We start from the raw sequence: 16701 nt of genomic DNA on the forward strand, positions 1-16701 counted from the left end.
CTCAGCGCTTGCCGGCCGGCGCCTTGGCCGGCTGGCGCATGCGTTGCAGCAGGGCGGTGCACTGGTTGTCGTCGCTCTTGCTCGGCGCCACCAGCGCCAGCAGGCTGGCCGCCGGGCCCACCGCCACGCCGAGGGCGATCATTCCCGCGCCGCGCGCCACCAGCGGCCCGGCGTGGACCCCGGCGTCGGGCTTGGCGAAGGTGCCGCGCACGTACAGCGGCGAGCGCAGCGAGAAGATCCGCAGGCCCTTGCTGTGCGGGGTGACATCGAGGTCGAGCTTCTCGTTGGCGAAGTTCACCGTGCCGTCGACGTTGACCAGCGCGTTCTCGGTGTCGAAGACGAACAGCCGGCTGGTCATCAGGCCCTTCTGCAGCCCGAAGTCGGCGGCCGCGCAGTTGATCTTCACCTCGTCGTCGCCGAACAGCTTGGTCACCAGGTAGTTTCCGACATTGAGGCCGGCGATTTCGGTCAGGCCTTTGCTGATCGCACCGTCGTTGATCAGCATCTTCAGTTCGCCATCGGCGCCACCGAGGATCTTCGCCACCGAATTGCCGCTGCCGCTGAGACTGGCGTCGCCGTTCAGCTCGCCGAAGCTGGTCTGCATCGGCGCGAAGCCGGGGAACAACTGCTTCAGCTTGAAGCCCCGCGCGCTCATCTTCACTCGGCTCTGCATCGGCTGCTTGCCGCCGTCCAGGCGGATGTCCGACTCCAGCTTGCCGCCGGCCACGCCGAAGCGCAGGGGCTCCAGGCGCAGCAGGCCGTCGTTGAGCACCAGATGGGTATAGAGGTCGCTGATCGGCAACTGGTCGCTGTGGACGATACGCTTGCCGGTGAATTCCACGTCGGCGTCCATGTCGCGCCAGCGCTCGGTACGGAATTCCTCCACCGGCAGCACCTTGTCGCCCGGCTGGCGGCTGGTCTGCCCGCGCTTCTGTTTTTCGGCATTGCTGTCGGCGCCGATCAGCGGGCCGAGGTCGGCGAAGCGCAGTTGCTCGGAGGTCAGCTTGCCGGACAGCTTCGGCCTAGGCTGGCGAGCGACGAAGGTCAGGCTGCCGTGCAGGTCGCTGGCGCCGACCTTGCCGTTGAAGTTCTCGTAGCGGAACAGTGCGCCGCCCTCCTCCTTGAGCCGCGCCAGCAGGTGTCCGTCGGTGGAGTAGGCCGGAGTGTCCGGCAGGGTGATGCCGGTCAGCGGATAGAGATTGGCCATGCTGGTCCCGGACAGCTTCAGGCGCAGGTCGAGGGCGCCGAGGTTGAGCGGGTCGGTCAGGGTGCCGACCACCGCGGCACGGGTGCTGCCGGCACTGACCTCGGCCTGTAGCGGGAAGGGCTTGCTCGCATCCTGCAACGCCAGCATCCCGCCGACCTTGCCCGAGCCGGCCAGAGCCTGGCCCTTGTAGGTGCCCTTGACCTTCCAGCCGAACACATAGTCCTGGGCGTTCGCCGCATCGCCCGTGGCCAGCGCCTTGCCGGCCAACTGACCGAACGGCACCGGCTTGCCGAGCGGGTCGACCAGCACTTCCAGACGGGTCTTCAAACGCTGGTCGTCGAGGCTGACGCTACCCTTGTCGAAACCGATCTCGCGGATGTCCAGTTGCCAGGCGGACGGCTCGTCGCTGTCGCTGGCAGGCAGGTCGAAATCCCAATTGGCGCGGCCGTCGGCCAGGCGCAGGAGCTCGGCGCGCGGCTGGGTCAGCTTGATCTGTGGAATGCGGATGGTCTGCCAGAGCAACGGCAACGGCGCGAGGCGGAATTCGATGCGTTCCAGGCTGGCGAACTCGCTCGCCTTGGTCTTGCCCGCCGTCCACTCCGGGTTGCCGAGGGTGATGTCCTCGGCGCTGAAGCGCGGCCAGGGGATCCAGGCGCGCCAGCCTTCCTCGCCCTCCTCGCGGCGCCAGGCCACGACGAGGTTGCCGTTGATGGCGAACGGGCGGTTCAGCGCCGCCGAGACCTTTTCGTTGAGGGTGGGCTTGATCAGGTTCCAGTCGAAGGTGGCGATGAACACCACCAACGCCGCCAGCAGCAGGACCAGGCTGGCGAGGCTCCAGGTCAGGATCTTTCGGCCGCGCGTCATGCACAACTCCTTTTCGCCGCGTCGGTTGTCGGGCAGGCGCGGCAGCGCGCCTCGCTCAGCCCGTCAGTGTGCAGGCTGGCCCATGGACTCGCCAGCGCGAATACGCCGGCCCGTTCCGTTAGGACCGGCGAAACGCCGGCATTGCTCCCCGTCCCACGCATTTCAGGCAAAAGGCCAGTTCGGCGGCGGGTCGATAAAACTTTTTCGACCGCGCGGGACTCACACCTTAGGTAAGCAGAAAAAAGCCGGCCGCAGAGCCGGCCCCTTTTTCACCGGATCAGCCCCAAGGAGATAACCGATGACCACCGCTCAACTGACGGACGTCCAGACCCTTCGCGACCGTGCCCGCAAGAACATCCAGGAAGGCGCGGTCACCGAAGGCTATTCGGCCGATCGCCAGACCGTCCTGCGCCTGCTCAACGAAGCGCTCGCCACCGAGTTGGTCTGCTTCCTGCGCTACAAGCGCCACTACTTCATGGCCACCGGCCTTAAGGCGAGCATCGCCGCCGCCGAGTTCCTCGAGCACGCCAACCAGGAAATGCAGCATGCCGACCAGTTGGCCGAGCGCATCATGCAACTGGGCGGCGAGCCGGACTTCAATCCGCGCGGCCTGGAGGAGCGCTCCCATGCCGAATACGTCGAAGGCAAGACCCTGAAGGACATGGTCACCGAGAACCTGATCGCCGAGCGCATCGCCATCGACAGCTATCGCGAGATCATCACCTACCTCGGTAACGACGACCCCACCACCCGACGCATTTTCGAGGAAATCCTGGCCCAGGAAGAAGAACACGCGGACGACATGGCCGACATCCTCGACGACCTCGCCTGACTCCAGAGCAAGACCCGTCCGAGAGCCGGCGCCCGCAGCGCCGGCTTTTCTTTTCGCCTTATTTATCCAATTTATCGATTAAATAGAGAAAAGCTAACTATCCTTTACGAAATCTTCGACATCACAAAAATAATAAACTAACTTACTGATAAATAATAAGAAAACACATAATCACCCATGTCGATAGACACTATCATCGCACTTCGTTTTTAAATCGACTTATCCGAACTGAAAATGACTCCAACGCAATCGACAACCCACTCGGAGTCACCGTCATGAAAGCTTCCCTGATCCTCGGCCTCGCCCTCGCCACCCTGACCGCCAACGCCGCCTTCGCCGCCGACGGCTCCAGCCGCACCATCGACCGGCTGCACCAGGACATGTCCAGCGTCGAACTGCGCATCGCCGACAACGGCAGCGAGCAGACCGTCGACCGCCTGCACAAGGACATGACCAAGGCCGAAGCCCGCCTGGCCGACAACGGCAGCGAACAGACCGTGGACCGCCTGCATCGCAGCATGAGCCGTTTCGACCTGCGCACCGCCTGACCGCTAGCTACGCCGCAAGGCGCGAGAAAAGCCCGGCTCGATGCCGGGCTTTCCTATTTTCCCATCCCTGTCGCGCTGGGCGCATGGCCCGAGGCAAGCCGTACTCTCCCGCCTCAGACTCCGCTGAACCAGTTGTAGCCCTGGTCCTCCCAGTAACCTCCGGGATTGCTGTTGCTGACGAAGATCTCCACCACGTGCTTGGCGTTCTTGAAGCCGAGCTTGGTGGGAATCCGCAGGCGCAGCGGATAGCCGTTCTCCTCCGGCAGCGCCTGCCCGGACATCTCCAGCGCCAGCAGGGTCTGCGGATGCAGCGCGCTGGGCATGTCGAGGCTGGAGTAGTAGCGGTCGGCGCACTTGAAGCCGACGTACTTCGCCGAGGTGTCGGCGCCGACCAGCTCCAGGAAGGTGCGCAGCGGCACTCCGCTCCACTGGCCGATCGCGCTCCAGCCCTCGATGCAGATCAGTTGCGTGACCTGGCTGGCCTGCGGCAGCCGGCGCAGTTGCTCCAGGCTCCAGGGGCGCTTGTCGCGGACCCGCCCGGAAACCTGCAGGCGGTATTCCGGCAGGTCGATCTCCGGCACGTTGTAGGCCGGGTAGAACGCGTTGAAGGGGAACGGCGAGGCCACCTGCGACGGATCGAAGGTCGGCGCCAGCCGCGTACGGCTGAACAGCCAGGCCTGGACCCGGTCGTTCCAGCGCGACATGGCCCAGAGTACCTTGTCGACCGAATCGCCATCCTGTAGCCGGCACCCCGAGAGCATCGCCAGGGCGCCCAGGGACAGGCCGCCGCGCAACAGCAGGCGGCGTTGCAAATCGACCATCTGCCGCTCGCTGGACGGGTCGATCGCGATCTTCGCGCGCTTCTTCTCCGGCCCCTTCATCCTTCGCTCCTCCGTCCGCGCCGCCACTCGCGTCCGATGATCATCGGCAGCAGGGTGCGCGGCACCAACAGCACCAGCAGCAGGTGCACGACGACGAACCCGACGACCCCGGCCATGGCCAGGAAATGCACCCAGCGCGCACCCTGGAAGCCACCGAACAACACGGTCAGCCCGTGCAGTTGCACCGGTTTCCAGATCGCCAGCCCGGACAGCACCAGCAGCGCGCCGAGCCCCAGGACCAGCCAGTACAGCAGGCGCTGCACCGCGTTGTAGCGGCCCGGCTCATGGACCAGGCGCAGGCCGAGGGCGAGGCGCAGGTCGCGCCAGACGCCGGCCGCGCTCAAAGGCAGGAAGTCGCGACGAAAATGCCCGCTGGACAGTCCGTAGGCGAGGTAGCACAGACCGTTGCCGAGCAGCAGCCACATGGCGGCGAGATGCCAGGCGATGGAACCGCCGAGCCAGCCGCCGAGGGTAGCCCAGGCGGGAAAACGGAAATCCAGCAGCGGCGAAGCGTTGTAGATGCCCCAGCCGCTGCCGATCAGGCAGGCCATGGCATAGGCATTGAGCCAGTGGCAGAGTCTCACCGGCCAGGCGTGCAACGCACGGTTCATGGCTTTTCTCCCAGGAAACCCGGCCGGGACGGACGCGCCGTCCCGGCGAAACCTCACATCGGCGGGGTCACGCCGTCCTTGCCAACCGAGATGGCCAGGGCGGTGAGGCTGCCGTCGGCGCCCTTCTGCGGGAACAGCACGACCTTGGCGCCAGGCTTGAGCAGGCTGCGCTCGCCCGGCTCCAGGCTGACGATGGGCACGTCGTCCGGCACCACCACGGTCTTCTCGCCATCGCCGTATTTCACCGTCATGCGCCGGCCCTGGCTGACCACCAGGTTGCCGACCGTACCGTTGGTCATGGTCGAGGCGCTGCCATCGGCGTTCTCCCAGGGCCGGTGGCCTTCGCCGCTGCCGCGCAGGCTGGGGGCGAAGACATGCACCTCGAGGGCCTTCAGGGTGCCGTCGGGCTGCGGCACGGCGGCGGTGCCGATGAAACTGTCGGGCTGGATGTCCTCCGGCTTCGCCAGCGACACGGCGCGGATCGCGGTCTTGTCGGTGAGCCTGACCGTCAGTTGCTGGCCGTTGCGGGCCTTCAGTTGCAGGTGGTCGTCGGCGGCCTGCTGGATGGTGCCGCGCAGCGGTTGCAGCATGCCCGCAGGCGGTTGCGCGGCGAAGCTGGCGGCACTGGCCAGGAGCAGGCCGAAGAGCAGCGCGGGGGAAGCCTTGAGTCGAAGCATCGGTCGATCCTCGGTGGGGTTGAGCCTCGATGGTCGCCCCGCCGGCGGTACCCGGAGATGACTTTCGCATGACAAAAATGTCACCGAGTCCGCGCCGCGCGCTGGCTAGAATGGCGGCGAACGAGGGGGAACGAGACATGCGCATCCTGGTGATCGAAGACGATACGAAGACCGGCGAGTACCTGAAGAAGGGCCTCGGCGAGTCGGGCTATGCGGTCGACTGGTCGCAGCACGGCGCCGACGGTCTCTACCTGGCGCTGGAGAACCGCTACGACCTGGTGGTCCTCGACGTGATGCTGCCCGGCCTGGACGGTTGGCAGATCATGGAAGTGCTGCGCAAGAAGCACGATGTGCCGGTGCTCTTCCTCACCGCTCGCGACCAGTTGCAGGACCGTATCCGCGGCCTCGAACTGGGTGCCGACGACTACCTGGTGAAACCCTTCTCCTTCACCGAGTTGCTGCTGCGCATCCGTACCCTGCTGCGCCGCGGCGTGGTCCGCGAGGCAGAGCAGGTGCAACTGGCCGACCTGCAGCTGGACGTGCTGCGGCGCAAGGTCAGCCGCCAGGGGCAGGTGATCGCCCTGACCAACAAGGAGTTCGCCCTCCTGCACCTGCTGATGCGCCGCGAGGGCGAGGTGCTGTCGCGCACCCTGATCGCCTCGGAGGTCTGGGACATGAACTTCGACAGCGACACCAACGTCGTCGACGTGGCGATCAAGCGCCTGCGCGCCAAGGTCGACAATCCCTTCCCGAACAAGCTGATCCATACCGTGCGCGGCATCGGTTACGTCTGCGAGGAGCGCCCGTGCCCGCCCGCCGCTCCCTGACCCTCTACGCGGCGCTGCTGTTCGCCGCGGTGGCGGCGCTGGTGGTCAGCGCGGTCGGCTTCTACCTGTACCGCTCGGTGGAAGAGGCGATGCTGCGGCGCAGCGACGTGATGGTCGCCGGCCGGGTCGAGCACTTCCGCAACCTGCTGCGCGACAACCTCACCCTGGCCGAGCTGAAGGCGCGCCCGCGTCTGTTCGAGAACATGCTCGGCAACGAGCAGGACATCCTGCTCCTCGGTCAGCCCGGCGAGGCGCCTATCGTCGCGGTCAACCCGCGCCACGAACGCCTGCCGTCGCTACGGGTGGTCGCCGCCGGCCAGGCGTTGAATCCGTCCGTCGTGCACGCCGCGCTGACCCACGACGGCATCCCGATGCGCGTGCTCGCCGCCGAGGTCCTGGTCGGCGGCCGCGAGCCGTTGCAGATCACCGCCGCACACCTGCTGCTGGGCGAGACGCGGATGCTCGCCCAGTACCGCGACCGGGTCATCGCCGCCGTGCTGCTGGCGTTCCTCGGCACCGCCCTGCTCGGCTGGCTGGTCCTGCGCCACGGCCTGCGCCCGCTGCGCACGCTGGCGGCGAAGGCGGCGGAGATCCATCCGACCAGCCTGGATACCCGCCTCGACGTCGCCGCCGCGCCTGCCGAGTTGCAGCAGGTGGCACAGTCGTTCAACGCCATGCTCGAACGCCTCGACGACGGCTACCAGCGCCTGCAGCAGTTCTCCGCCGACCTCGCCCATGAGATCCGCACGCCCATCGGTTCGCTGATGGGCCACGGCCAGGTGGCCCTGCGCCAGCCGCGCAGCAACGAGGAGTACCAGGCGCTGATCGCCTCCAACCAGGAAGAGCTGGAGCGCATCGCGCGGATGGTCGAGAGCATCCTGTTCCTCGCTCGCGCCGACGACGTGCGGGCAGCGGTGGAGCGCAGCCGCCTGGACCTGGGCGAAGAGCTGCGGCGCCAGGCGGAGTATTTCGAAGGGCTGGCCGAGGAACGAGGGCTGAGCCTCGACATCCAGGTCAGCGGCCAGCTACGCGCCGATCCGCAACTGTTCCGCCGGGCGCTGAGCAACCTGCTGGCCAACGCCATCCGCTACGCCAGCGCCGACAGCCTGATCGAAGTGCGCGGCCTGCGCCGCTCGGGGGAATTCCTGCTGAGCGTGGAGAACGCCTGCGACAGGCTGCCGGCCGAGCCGCTGTCGCGCCTGTTCGACCGCTTCTACCGTGGCGACGCCGCGCGCAGCGACGCCCAGTCCAGCGGTCTCGGCCTGGCCATCGTCCAGGCGATCATGCGCCTGCACGGCGGCCGCGCCGAAGCGAGTGCACCGGCTCCGGGACGCATCCGCTTCGACCTGGCGTTCCCGGCTCAGGACTGAGCGGGTTTCTCGCCGGCGTCCGGCTCGCCGTCGGAGCGGCCGATATTCGCCGGCGCCTCCACCACCAGCTCCTCCGGCACTTCCTCGACGCGCGGGTCGAGGGTGGCGGCCATCGGGCTGACCGTGTCCGGCATCGCCACGTGTTGCAGCGGCGCCTCGTCGACCCGGTGTTCGCCGGTGACGCGCTTGGGCTGCACCCAGAACACCAGCAGCACCGCGTAGCCGGACACCAGCATGTAGAACAGTCCCGGACCGAAGTGGCGCATCAGCGCGCCGGCCACCAGCGGACCGATACAGGCGCCGACCCCGTAGGTGGTCAGGAGCATCGCCGACAACGCGACCCGGCGCGGCTGCTCGACGTGGTCGTTGGCCAGCGCCACCGCCAGCGGATAAAGGGTGAACAGCAGCATGCCGGTAACGAACCCGTTGGCCAGCAGCAACCAGTACGGCAGCGTCACCAGCCCCCACATCGGGATCGAGGCCAGGCACAGCAGCACCGCATTGCCGCGGATCAGCCAACTGCGGTCGAGGCGGTCGGACAGCCAGCCCAGCGGCCACTGCGCACAGAAGCCGGCGACGATGCACATGCCGACGAAGAAACTCGATTGCGAGGCATCCAGGCCGTTGCGGTTGGCGTAGACCGGCGCCAGGCCGTAGAAGGCGCCGACCATCAGGCCGGCGATGAAGATGGTGCCCAGCGCCTGCGGCACGCGCTGCCAGAAGAAACGCACTTCCAGCGGCGCGGCGACCAGCTTGGCCGGGTGCACGCGCCGGGTCATGGCCAGCGGGATCAGGCACGAGGCGAAGCAGATGGCGACCAGCAGCAGCGGCTTGTAGTCGAGGGTCGGGCTCAGCGCCAGCAGGCCCTGGCCGAGCACCAGGCCAAGGTCGACGGCGACCATGTAGCCGGCGAACACCTTGCCGCGCTGGTGGCTCTCGGCCTGCTCGTTGAGCCAGCTCTCGATCACCATGTACTGGTTCATCATCACCGCGCCGGTGATGAAGCGCAGCAGCAGCCAGACTTCCAGCTGATCGACCAGGGCATGCAGCAGCACGGTCACGGTGGCAATCCCGGCGCAAGCCACGTAGGAACGGATATGGCCGAAGCTGGCGATCAGCTTGTGTCCGAATTTTCCACCGCAGACCAGGCCGAAATAGTAGGACGCCATCAGCCCGCCGACCCACAGGTCGCCTGCGCCTTCCTGGGTCAGGCGCAGGCCGATGTAGGTGGTGAACAGGCCGGAGCCGGCCAGCATGAGCAGGGTGGCGGTGTAGAGCGCGGGAAAGGTGACGAGCGGGCTGAACATGACGGTTCCTGGACGGACGGGCCCCACGGCCGGCATCCGCCGAGCATTGTTAGATTCGGGAAGGATCGACGCTGCTGGCCGATCGCGGGCGCAGGCCGTCCTGCGTTCGGCGAGACTCCGACGCCACGCGGCGGCCGGAAGCCACGTCGCGGTGCACAGGGCGGCATTATCCCCGCTCCGGAGCGGCCCCGCCACGGGCGCCGCGAGCGTTCCGTCGGCTCAGCCGCGCCCCGCCGGGAGGGGCTCGCGCGGCGGCAGCCGATATACCCAGATGCGCCGCAAGACAGTGAGGAATTGCCGTCCCAGGCGTCCGCTGTTGTAGGTCTGCCCGTAGCGCCGGGCGATTTCGCGGACCTCGCGGGACAACGCGGCGTAGCGACGCGCCGGCAGGTCCGGGTAGAGGTGGTGCTCGATCTGGTGGCTGAGGTTGCCGGTCAGGATGTGGAACAGCGGCCCGCCCTCCAGGTTGCTGGAGCCGCGCAACTGGCGCAGGTACCAGTGGCCACGGGTCTCTCCCTCCAGCACCGAGGGCGGGAAGACCACCGCCTTCTCGGTGAAGTGGCCGCAGAAGATCACCGTGAAGGTCCACAGGTTGCGCAGCACGTTGGCCAGCAGGTTACCGACGAACACCGCGCCGAAGCCGCCGGCGAACAGGCCGAGAAGCGGGAACAGCAGGTAGTCCTTGGTCCACTGGCGACCCAGCTTGGCACGCAGGCGGCGTAGCAGCGGCATGAGTTCGGCCTTGTCCAGGCGCCCCTTGGCGTACTTGTCCAGGCGCAGATGCTGGATCGCCACCGCGTACTGGAACAGCAGCGCCTGCAGCGTCACCCACAGCGGTTGCCAGCGGTAGAACGGCTTCCAGCGCTGCTCCGGGAACAGGCGCACGACCCCATAGCCGACGTCGTCGTCCTTGCCCAGCACGTTGGTGTAGGTGTGGTGGATATGGTTGTGGGTGTGCCGCCAGAAGTCGGACGGCCCGGCGATGTCCCACTCGTAGGCGCGGCCGGCGAATTCCGGATCGTTCATCCAGTCGTACTGGCCGTGCATGACGTTGTGGCCCAGCTCCATGTTCTCGAGGATCTTGCCCAGGCCGAGAAGCAGGCTGCCGAGCAGCCAGGTCGGCGGCAGCCAGCCGAACATCAGCAGCGCCCTGCCGCTCCAGCAGCAGACGCGCACCGCCGCGCGGACCCGGCGGATGTAGCGCGCGTCGTCCGCGCCGAGATCGGCCAGGGTACGCAGGCGCAGGGCATCGAGTTCGGCGCCGAAGGCCGCCAGTTGTTCCGGGGTCAGTTCGCGGTCGTCGCGCATCGCAGGGCTCGCAGGTCGGTTCACAGGTCCAGCGCCAGGTCGCCGTGGGCGGCGCTGACGCAGAGGCGGATAGGCTGGCCGGGCTCGCTGCACAGCGCGCCGCTGCGCAGGTCGCGCACGCAGCCGCTGAGCAGGACGCAGGTGCAACTGGCGCAGATGCCCTGGCGGCAACCGTGGGCCGGGCGCAGGCCGTGGGCCTCGGCCTGTTCCAGCAGGCTGGCGGCGCTGTCGCCGGAGACTTCCCGCTGCGACCGGGCGAAGCGCAGGCGCACTTCGCGCGGCGCCTCCCCGCTGCGCCAGCGCGGGACGCTGAAGGATTCCGTCTGCAAGCCGGCGAAGCGTGCCCCCAGTTGCTCGCCCACCGCCTCGACGAAAGCCGCCGGCCCGCAGGCCAGGGCCTGGCTGCGTGCCAGGTCGGCTGCCCAGCCGTCCAGGTGGCGCGGCTGGAAATGCCCCTCCAGGCAGCCATCGGCCCGCGCCCCGCGGGTCAGGCTCCAGCGCAACTCCAGGTTCGGGTGGCGCGCCGCCAGCGCCTCCAGCTCGCCGAGCCAGGCGCGCTGGCCGGGATGACGGACGTAGTGCAGCCACAGCACGGGACCGCGATAGCCGTTCTCCAGCGCCTCGCGGAGCAGGCCGAGCAAGGGCGTCAGGCCGCTGCCGGCGGCCAGCAGGCAGACCGCCTCGGCCTGCATCGGCCAGCGCAGATCGCCTTGCGCGGGTTGCAACTCGACACGCTGGCCGACCGCCAGGTGTTCGCACAACCAGGGCGAGAGCAGCCCGTCCGGGTGACGCTTGACGGCGATTTCCAGGCGCTCGCCGACCACCCGGGTCAGGCTGTAGCTGCGCCCGACCCGCACCCCGTCGCGCTCCGCCAGCAGCTGGATGTGCTGGCCCGGCCGCGCCGGCGGCCAGCCGGGGGCGGTACGCAGGGCCAGGGCGAGCATATCGTCGGCCACCCAGTAGCGTGCCTCGACCCGCGCATAGTGGCGGTTCAACGACGCCAGCGGATGGGCGTGGCGCAGCAGGCCGTCGACATCGGCCTCACGCAGCCAGCCACGGGCGGCGAGACGGCGCAGGGGTGCGAGCAAAGGGGTCAGGAGCGCGAGGGGAAGCAAGGCCATGGAAAATATTTCAGTGAACGATCGTTCACAAAACTTTGCCCGTTCCGCGCAATCGAGTCAACAAGCGTTCACTGATGTATCCTTCGACCGCTGCCGTCCCCGGTTCGACCGGGTCGCAGGGCTTTTGCTACAGTCGCCGGTCCGCCAAAGGAAGCCGTATGTCCTCACCCCGCGCCGAACAGAAACAGCAGACCCGCCACGCGCTGATGAGCGCCGCGCGCCACCTGATGGAAAGCGGGCGCGGCTTCGGCAGCCTCAGCCTGCGCGAAGTGACGCGCGCCGCCGGCATCGTCCCGGCCGGCTTCTACCGGCACTTCAGCGACATGGACCAGCTCGGCCTGGCGCTGGTCGCCGAAGTCGACGAGACCTTCCGCGCCACCCTGCGCGCGGTGCGCCGCAACGAGTTCGAACTGGGCGGGCTGATCGACGCCTCGGTGCGCATCTTCCTCGACGCGGTCGGCGCCAACCGCTCGCAGTTCCTCTTCCTCGCCCGCGAGCAATACGGCGGCTCGTTGCCGATCCGCCAGGCCATCGCCAGCCTGCGCCAGCGCATCACCGACGATCTGGCCGCCGACCTGGCGCTGCTGAACAAGATGCCGCACCTCGACGGCGCGGCCCTCGACGTGTTCGCCGACCTGGTGGTGAAGACTGTCTTCGCCACCCTTCCGGAGCTGATCGACCCACCCGCCGCCGATCTGCCGCCGCACCTGATGCCGGCCGCGAAGATCACCCACCAGCTGCGTTTCATCATGATCGGCGGCAAGCACTGGCACGGCCTGCCCGGCTGACCCCGCACCTCCCCAGCGGACCTCCGGCTCGGCGTTCGTCCGCGGACTAGACGCGCGCGCACCTTTCCGGTGCGGCAAAAAAGTCGTTGCGCACCAACCTGGCGCGCTGCAATATTTTGTTACATCCCTATGGCCCCGTTTTCCCGGTACAGGCGTCCCGCATCGACCTGGCAAGGCCCTTGCTGGTGCTTGTTGTGATCCCTTTCCTGTCGCATTGCGGAAACTGCCCATGCTGGTCATCCACCAACGCCTGCCCGCCCGCTCGCCCCGCTGGGACGAAGAACTCCACCTGACCTACGAGGCGCGCAGCAAGAGCCGCCTGCGCTGCTTCGCGGCGAGCGGCGAGGAGGTCGGCCTGTTCCTCGAGCGCGGCCAGCCGCCGCTGGCCGACGGCGACTGCCTGGAGGCCCGCGACGGTCGCCTGGTGCGGGTCGTCGCCCGCTCCGAACGTCTGCTCCACGTCACCTGCGCCAGCCCGCTGGAACTGACCCGAGCCGCCTACCACCTGGGCAACCGTCACGTCGCCCTGCAGGTCGGCGACGGCTGGCTGCGCCTGCTCGACGACTACGTGCTGAAAGCCATGCTCGAACAGCTCGGCGCCACGGTGGAGGCCATCGAGGCGCCGTTCCAGCCGGAGCACGGTGCCTACGGCGGAGGCCACCACCACTCGCACCATGGGGAGGCGGAGTTCAACTACGCGCCGCGCCTGCACCAGTTCGGCGTGCGCCGGTGAACAGCATCTGGGCGCGCCTGCGCCTGGCCAGCTCGCAGTTGCCGATCGGCGGATACAGCTATTCCCAAGGCCTGGAGGCGGCCCTCGACAATGGCTGGGTGCGCGACGCCGAGAGTGCGCGGACCTGGCTGGTCGACCAGTTGCAACTGAACCTGGCGCGCTTCGAGGCGCCGCTGCTGGCCGGCCTGCTGCGCGCCGCGTTGATCGGCGACTGGGCCGCCTGCGATGCGGCCAGCGAACGCCATAGGGCCAGCCGCGAGACCCGCGAGCTGGCCCAGGAGAGCCGGCAGATGGGCTTTTCCCTGCACCAATTGCTGGAAGCCCTGCCCGAACTCGACGCTCCCGGCCGCGCCTGGCTGGCGCGCCAGGACCCGCCCAATCTCGCCGCCGCCTGGGCGATGGCCGCGCGCGCCTGGCGCCTGGACGCCGAGGAGGCGCTGAGTGCCTGGTTCTGGAGCTGGCTGGAAAACCAGTTGGCGGTGCTGATGAAAACCCTGCCGCTCGGCCAACTGGCCGCGCAGAAACTTGCTTCCAGCCTACTGCCGGAACTCGACCGCGCCTGCGCCGAGGCGCTGCGGCGGCCCGCCGTCGAGGGCAGCGCCGCGTTCGGCCTGGCGCTGGCCAGCATGACCCACGAAACCCAGTACAGCCGTCTGTTCCGTTCCTAGGAGAAACCCCATGACATCCCAACCCCTGCGTGTCGGCATCGGCGGTCCGGTGGGCTCCGGCAAGACCGCCCTGACCCTGGCCCTGTGTCGCGAACTGCGCGAGCGCTACAACCTCGCGGTGGTCACCAACGACATCTATACCCAGGAAGACGCAGAGTTCCTGGTGCGCAACGAGGCCCTCGCCCCCGAGCGGATCATCGGCGTGGAAACCGGTGGCTGCCCGCACACGGCGATCCGCGAGGACGCCTCGATCAACCTGGAGGCGGTGGACCAGCTCAACCGGCGCTTCCCCGGCCTCGAACTGATCCTGGTGGAATCCGGCGGCGACAACCTGTCGGCCACCTTCAGCCCCGAGCTGTCCGACCTGACCCTCTACGTGATCGACGTTTCCGCCGGCGACAAGATCCCGCGCAAGGGCGGCCCCGGCATCTGCAAGTCGGACCTGCTGGTGATCAACAAGATCGACCTGGCGCCGCTGGTCGGCGCCTCCCTCGACGTGATGGACCGGGACGCCCGGCGCATGCGCGGCGACAAGCCGTTCGTGTTCAGCAACCAGAAGACCGGCCAGGGGCTGGACGAAATCATCGCCTTCATCGAGCGCCAGGGTCTGCTGACCGCCGCCTGACGCCACCTCGCAACGACAAGGAACCGCCAATGAAACTGCCCAAGCTGCTCGCCGCCCTCGCCCTGCTCGCCGCGCCGGCGCTGGCCTTCGCCCACCCCGGCCACGGCGAACACGGCCTGGTCGCCGGCCTCGCCCATCCGCTCACCGGCCTCGACCACCTGCTGGCGATGTTCGCCGTCGGCCTCTGGGCCGCCCAGCAACAGGGAGCCGCGCGCCTCGCCCTGCCCTGCACCTTCGTCGGCACCATGCTGGTCGGCGGGCTGCTCGGCTTCGAGGGCCTGCAACTGCCGTTCATGGAGACCGGCATCGCCGCCTCGGTGCTCGCCCTCGGCCTCTGCGTGGCCCTCGCCGTGCGCCCGCCGCTGGCGCTGGCGATGGCCGCCACCGCACTATTCGCCCTGGCCCACGGGGTCGCCCACGGCCTGGAGCTGCCGGACCTCTCCAGCCCCTGGCTGTACGCGCTCGGTTTCGTCGCCGCCACCGCCGCGCTGCACGCCGCCGGCTACGCGCTGGTGCGCTTCCTGCCGCAGGCGGCCGCGCCCCTGGTACGTCTCGCCGGGCTGGCCTCGGCGGGCGCCGGGGTCTGGTTGCTGGCCGGCTGAGCCGCCGCGCCTCCCCTCAGCGCCTGATCAGCACCCGTCGGCCTTGGTGCACGAGGCGCAGGCCATGGGTCTGCGCCAGCATCGCCAGGGCCAGCGGCAGGTCGTCGACGGGAAAGGTGCCGGAGACCCGAAGCGGGTCCAGCGACGGCTCGCACTCGATGCTCTCGCCGCCGTAGCGCATCAGTTCTCCCGCCCACTGCCGCAGCGGCATGTCGTCGGCCACCAGCAGGCCCTGGCGCCAGGCCAGCGCGGCCTCGCTGGCGGACTCGACGGGGCCGATCCGCTGGCGATCGAAGCGCACCCGCTGGCCAGCCTCGATCACCCGGCCATCCGCCGCGCTCGCGGCGCCCTCCGGACGCACCTGGACCGCGCCTTCGTACACCGCCAGCACTGTCTCTGCGCCCTCGCGTCGGACGCTGAAAGCGGTACCCAGCGCGCGCATCAGGCCCTGTTCGGCGCGCACCAGGAACGGTCGCGGCGGCTCGCGCCGATCCGCCGCGGTGCGGAGGTAGATCTCTCCGCGATACAGGCGCAGCAGGCGCTGGCCGGCGTCGTAGCGCACGTCCAGCGCGCTGTCGGTGTTCATCTCGACCTGGCTGCCGTCCTCCAGCACCAGGTCGCGCCGCTCGCCGACGGCAGTGAGGTAGTCGGCGCCGAAGCCGTCGCGCCAGACCTGGGCGCGCCATCCCCACCAGACCAGCGGCGCGCCGCCGAGCAGCAGGGCGAGGCCGCGCAGGACCGCGCGCCGGCCGCTGCCGGACGGACGCTCGAGCGCACGCCGGGCCAGCGCCGGCGGCAGCGAACCGATATTCGCCAGCAGACGCTCGGCTCGCCGCCAGGCGCGCTGGTGCTCGGGGCTGCGCGAGCGCCAGGACTCCAGCTCGGCCTGCTGCGCCGGAGCCAGCGGCCCCTCCTGCATCAGCAGCAGCCAGGAGGCGGTCTCCCTGAGCACCTGCGGGGCGATCGCCTCGGCGGCCGGCGGCCCGGAAAGCTCCGAATCGCCCGCCTGCGGCGCCCGGCTGGAAGCGCGGTCATTCATCGGGCATCAGGCTCAGGCAGGTCACGTAGGCCTGGTGGATGAACTTCTTCACCGTCGGCAGCGCGACGCCCAGCGCCTGGGCGATGTCCTTCTGCTTCATGCCGTCCAGCGTCGCCATCAGGAATGCCTGTTTCACCCGCGGGCGCAGGGTGTCGAGCAGCGCGTCGATCTCGTGCAGGGTCTCGACGATCACGCTCTGTTGTTCCGGCGACGGCTGCAACGGCTCGGGCAACGTGGCCAGGGCCTCCAGCCAGGCGAGTTCCAGCGATTGGCGACGGCGCCAGCTGACCAGCACGCAGTTGGCGATGCGGGTGAGGTAGGCGCGCGGATGACGGATCGCGTCACGCTGGCCGCCATCGCGGCTGGCGAGAATGCGCAGGAAGGTGTCATGGGCCAGGTCGTCGGCCACGCCGCGTCCCCAGGAGCGGAGTCGGTAGGCCAGCCAGTTGCGCAGCCAGGCATGGTTTTCACGGTAGAGCGTGGCGACGCCGTCGCGGTCCGCGGACAGGCAGGAACTCGGCGCATTCATCGGAGGCGCATTCATCGGAATAGTCAGCTGGATTCAATCGCAAATGAAAACTATTATCACTAATTTTGCGTTGACCACAATGCCGGCGACCCTTTCCGTCCGGCCCGCCGAACCCGAAATATCCCTTTTCCGATCTCGTGCGACAGAGGGAATGAGAGCCCGCA

18 protein-coding genes are annotated in these 16701 nt (G+C 68.5%); 9 read left to right on the forward strand and 9 right to left on the reverse strand.

All coding sequences use genetic code 11. The features are described from left to right. Window position 1: 1 nt before the first annotated feature. Window positions 2-2071, reverse strand: a complete 2070-nt coding sequence (locus tag ACYAF3_RS07715; protein ID WP_016253955.1) for an AsmA family protein — start codon at window positions 2069-2071, stop codon at window positions 2-4. A 298-nt stretch (window positions 2072-2369) separates the two neighbouring features. Between ACYAF3_RS07715 and ACYAF3_RS07720 the strand changes: the two genes are divergently transcribed. Continuing rightward, a complete protein-coding gene (locus ACYAF3_RS07720; protein ID WP_003161885.1) occupies window positions 2370-2903 on the forward strand; it encodes a ferritin-like domain-containing protein in 534 nt (177 codons plus the stop codon). Between the two features lie 275 nt (window positions 2904-3178). Further along, window positions 3179-3451 (forward strand): hypothetical protein, encoded by a 273-nt coding sequence (locus ACYAF3_RS07725; protein ID WP_003161884.1) that lies wholly within the window; start codon window positions 3179-3181, stop codon window positions 3449-3451. Between the two features lie 113 nt (window positions 3452-3564). On the opposite strand, the gene ACYAF3_RS07730 is transcribed toward ACYAF3_RS07725, so the two are convergent. Genes ACYAF3_RS07730 through ACYAF3_RS07740 form a run of 3 tightly spaced genes read right to left on the reverse strand, consistent with a single transcriptional unit; the run spans window position 3565 to window position 5620 of the window. Further along, window positions 3565-4332, reverse strand: coding sequence for a molybdopterin-binding protein (locus ACYAF3_RS07730; RefSeq protein ID WP_003112308.1), 768 nt, complete (start codon window positions 4330-4332; stop codon window positions 3565-3567). Further along, entirely contained in the window at window positions 4329-4943 is a 615-nt protein-coding gene (locus tag ACYAF3_RS07735) for a cytochrome b/b6 domain-containing protein (protein ID WP_015647955.1), read from the reverse strand. Before ACYAF3_RS07735 ends, ACYAF3_RS07730 begins: the two co-directional genes overlap by 4 nt. 53 nt (window positions 4944-4996) lie before the next feature. Then, window positions 4997-5620, reverse strand: a complete 624-nt coding sequence (locus tag ACYAF3_RS07740; RefSeq protein WP_003095513.1) for a hypothetical protein — start codon at window positions 5618-5620, stop codon at window positions 4997-4999. 137 nt (window positions 5621-5757) lie between these two features. On the opposite strand from ACYAF3_RS07740, the gene ACYAF3_RS07745 reads away from it, so the two are divergent. Both ACYAF3_RS07745 and ACYAF3_RS07750 read left to right on the forward strand, forming a co-directional pair. Then, window positions 5758-6447, forward strand: coding sequence for a heavy metal response regulator transcription factor (locus ACYAF3_RS07745; protein WP_003095515.1), 690 nt, complete (start codon window positions 5758-5760; stop codon window positions 6445-6447). Beyond that, on the forward strand, window positions 6426-7817 hold the full coding sequence (locus ACYAF3_RS07750) for a heavy metal sensor histidine kinase (RefSeq protein WP_003095517.1): 1392 nt from the start codon (window positions 6426-6428) through the stop codon (window positions 7815-7817). Before ACYAF3_RS07745 ends, ACYAF3_RS07750 begins: the two co-directional genes overlap by 22 nt. Here the strand turns inward: ACYAF3_RS07750 and ACYAF3_RS07755 are convergent. From ACYAF3_RS07755 to ACYAF3_RS07765, 3 genes are all read right to left on the reverse strand, one after another. Continuing rightward, window positions 7808-9124, reverse strand: coding sequence for an MFS transporter (locus ACYAF3_RS07755; RefSeq protein ID WP_003095519.1), 1317 nt, complete (start codon window positions 9122-9124; stop codon window positions 7808-7810). The genes ACYAF3_RS07750 and ACYAF3_RS07755 overlap by 10 nt on opposite strands. 219 nt (window positions 9125-9343) lie before the next feature. After that, on the reverse strand, window positions 9344-10456 hold the full coding sequence (gene desB / locus ACYAF3_RS07760; protein ID WP_003121132.1) for a fatty acid desaturase DesB: 1113 nt from the start codon (window positions 10454-10456) through the stop codon (window positions 9344-9346). Beyond that, a complete protein-coding gene (locus tag ACYAF3_RS07765) occupies window positions 10453-11553 on the reverse strand; it encodes a ferredoxin reductase (protein ID WP_003123551.1) in 1101 nt (366 codons plus the stop codon). Before ACYAF3_RS07765 ends, desB begins: the two co-directional genes overlap by 4 nt. A gap of 158 nt (window positions 11554-11711) precedes the next feature. On the opposite strand from ACYAF3_RS07765, the gene desT reads away from it, so the two are divergent. The 5 genes from desT (at window position 11712) to ACYAF3_RS07790 (ending at window position 14969) form a co-directional block, all read left to right on the forward strand. Then, entirely contained in the window at window positions 11712-12341 is a 630-nt protein-coding gene (gene desT / locus ACYAF3_RS07770; RefSeq protein WP_003107570.1) for a TetR family transcriptional regulator DesT, read from the forward strand. 229 nt (window positions 12342-12570) lie between these two features. Beyond that, on the forward strand, window positions 12571-13074 hold the full coding sequence (gene ureE, locus ACYAF3_RS07775) for an urease accessory protein UreE (RefSeq protein ID WP_003095526.1): 504 nt from the start codon (window positions 12571-12573) through the stop codon (window positions 13072-13074). Beyond that, complete coding sequence (locus tag ACYAF3_RS07780) at window positions 13071-13742, forward strand: urease accessory protein UreF (protein ID WP_003095528.1); 672 nt, start codon at window positions 13071-13073, stop codon at window positions 13740-13742. Before ureE ends, ACYAF3_RS07780 begins: the two co-directional genes overlap by 4 nt. Before the next feature lie 10 nt (window positions 13743-13752). Then, window positions 13753-14367, forward strand: coding sequence for an urease accessory protein UreG (ureG, locus tag ACYAF3_RS07785; protein ID WP_003095530.1), 615 nt, complete (start codon window positions 13753-13755; stop codon window positions 14365-14367). Window positions 14368-14396: 29 nt separating this feature from the next. Further along, window positions 14397-14969 (forward strand): HupE/UreJ family protein, encoded by a 573-nt coding sequence (locus tag ACYAF3_RS07790; RefSeq protein ID WP_003135459.1) that lies wholly within the window; start codon window positions 14397-14399, stop codon window positions 14967-14969. 16 nt (window positions 14970-14985) lie between these two features. Here the strand turns inward: ACYAF3_RS07790 and ACYAF3_RS07795 are convergent, their stop codons facing one another. Both ACYAF3_RS07795 and ACYAF3_RS07800 read right to left on the reverse strand, forming a co-directional pair. Beyond that, complete coding sequence (locus ACYAF3_RS07795) at window positions 14986-16008, reverse strand: FecR family protein (protein ID WP_116349842.1); 1023 nt, start codon at window positions 16006-16008, stop codon at window positions 14986-14988. Next, window positions 16001-16537 carry a sigma-70 family RNA polymerase sigma factor gene (locus ACYAF3_RS07800; protein ID WP_031756958.1) on the reverse strand — a complete coding sequence of 179 codons (537 nt, stop codon included), beginning with the start codon at window positions 16535-16537 and terminating at the stop codon, window positions 16001-16003. The genes ACYAF3_RS07795 and ACYAF3_RS07800 overlap by 8 nt, the downstream gene beginning before the upstream one ends. Between the last annotated feature and the right edge of the window lie 164 nt (window positions 16538-16701).

The sequence above is a fragment of the Pseudomonas sp. TZ252 genome (assembly GCF_056110345.1).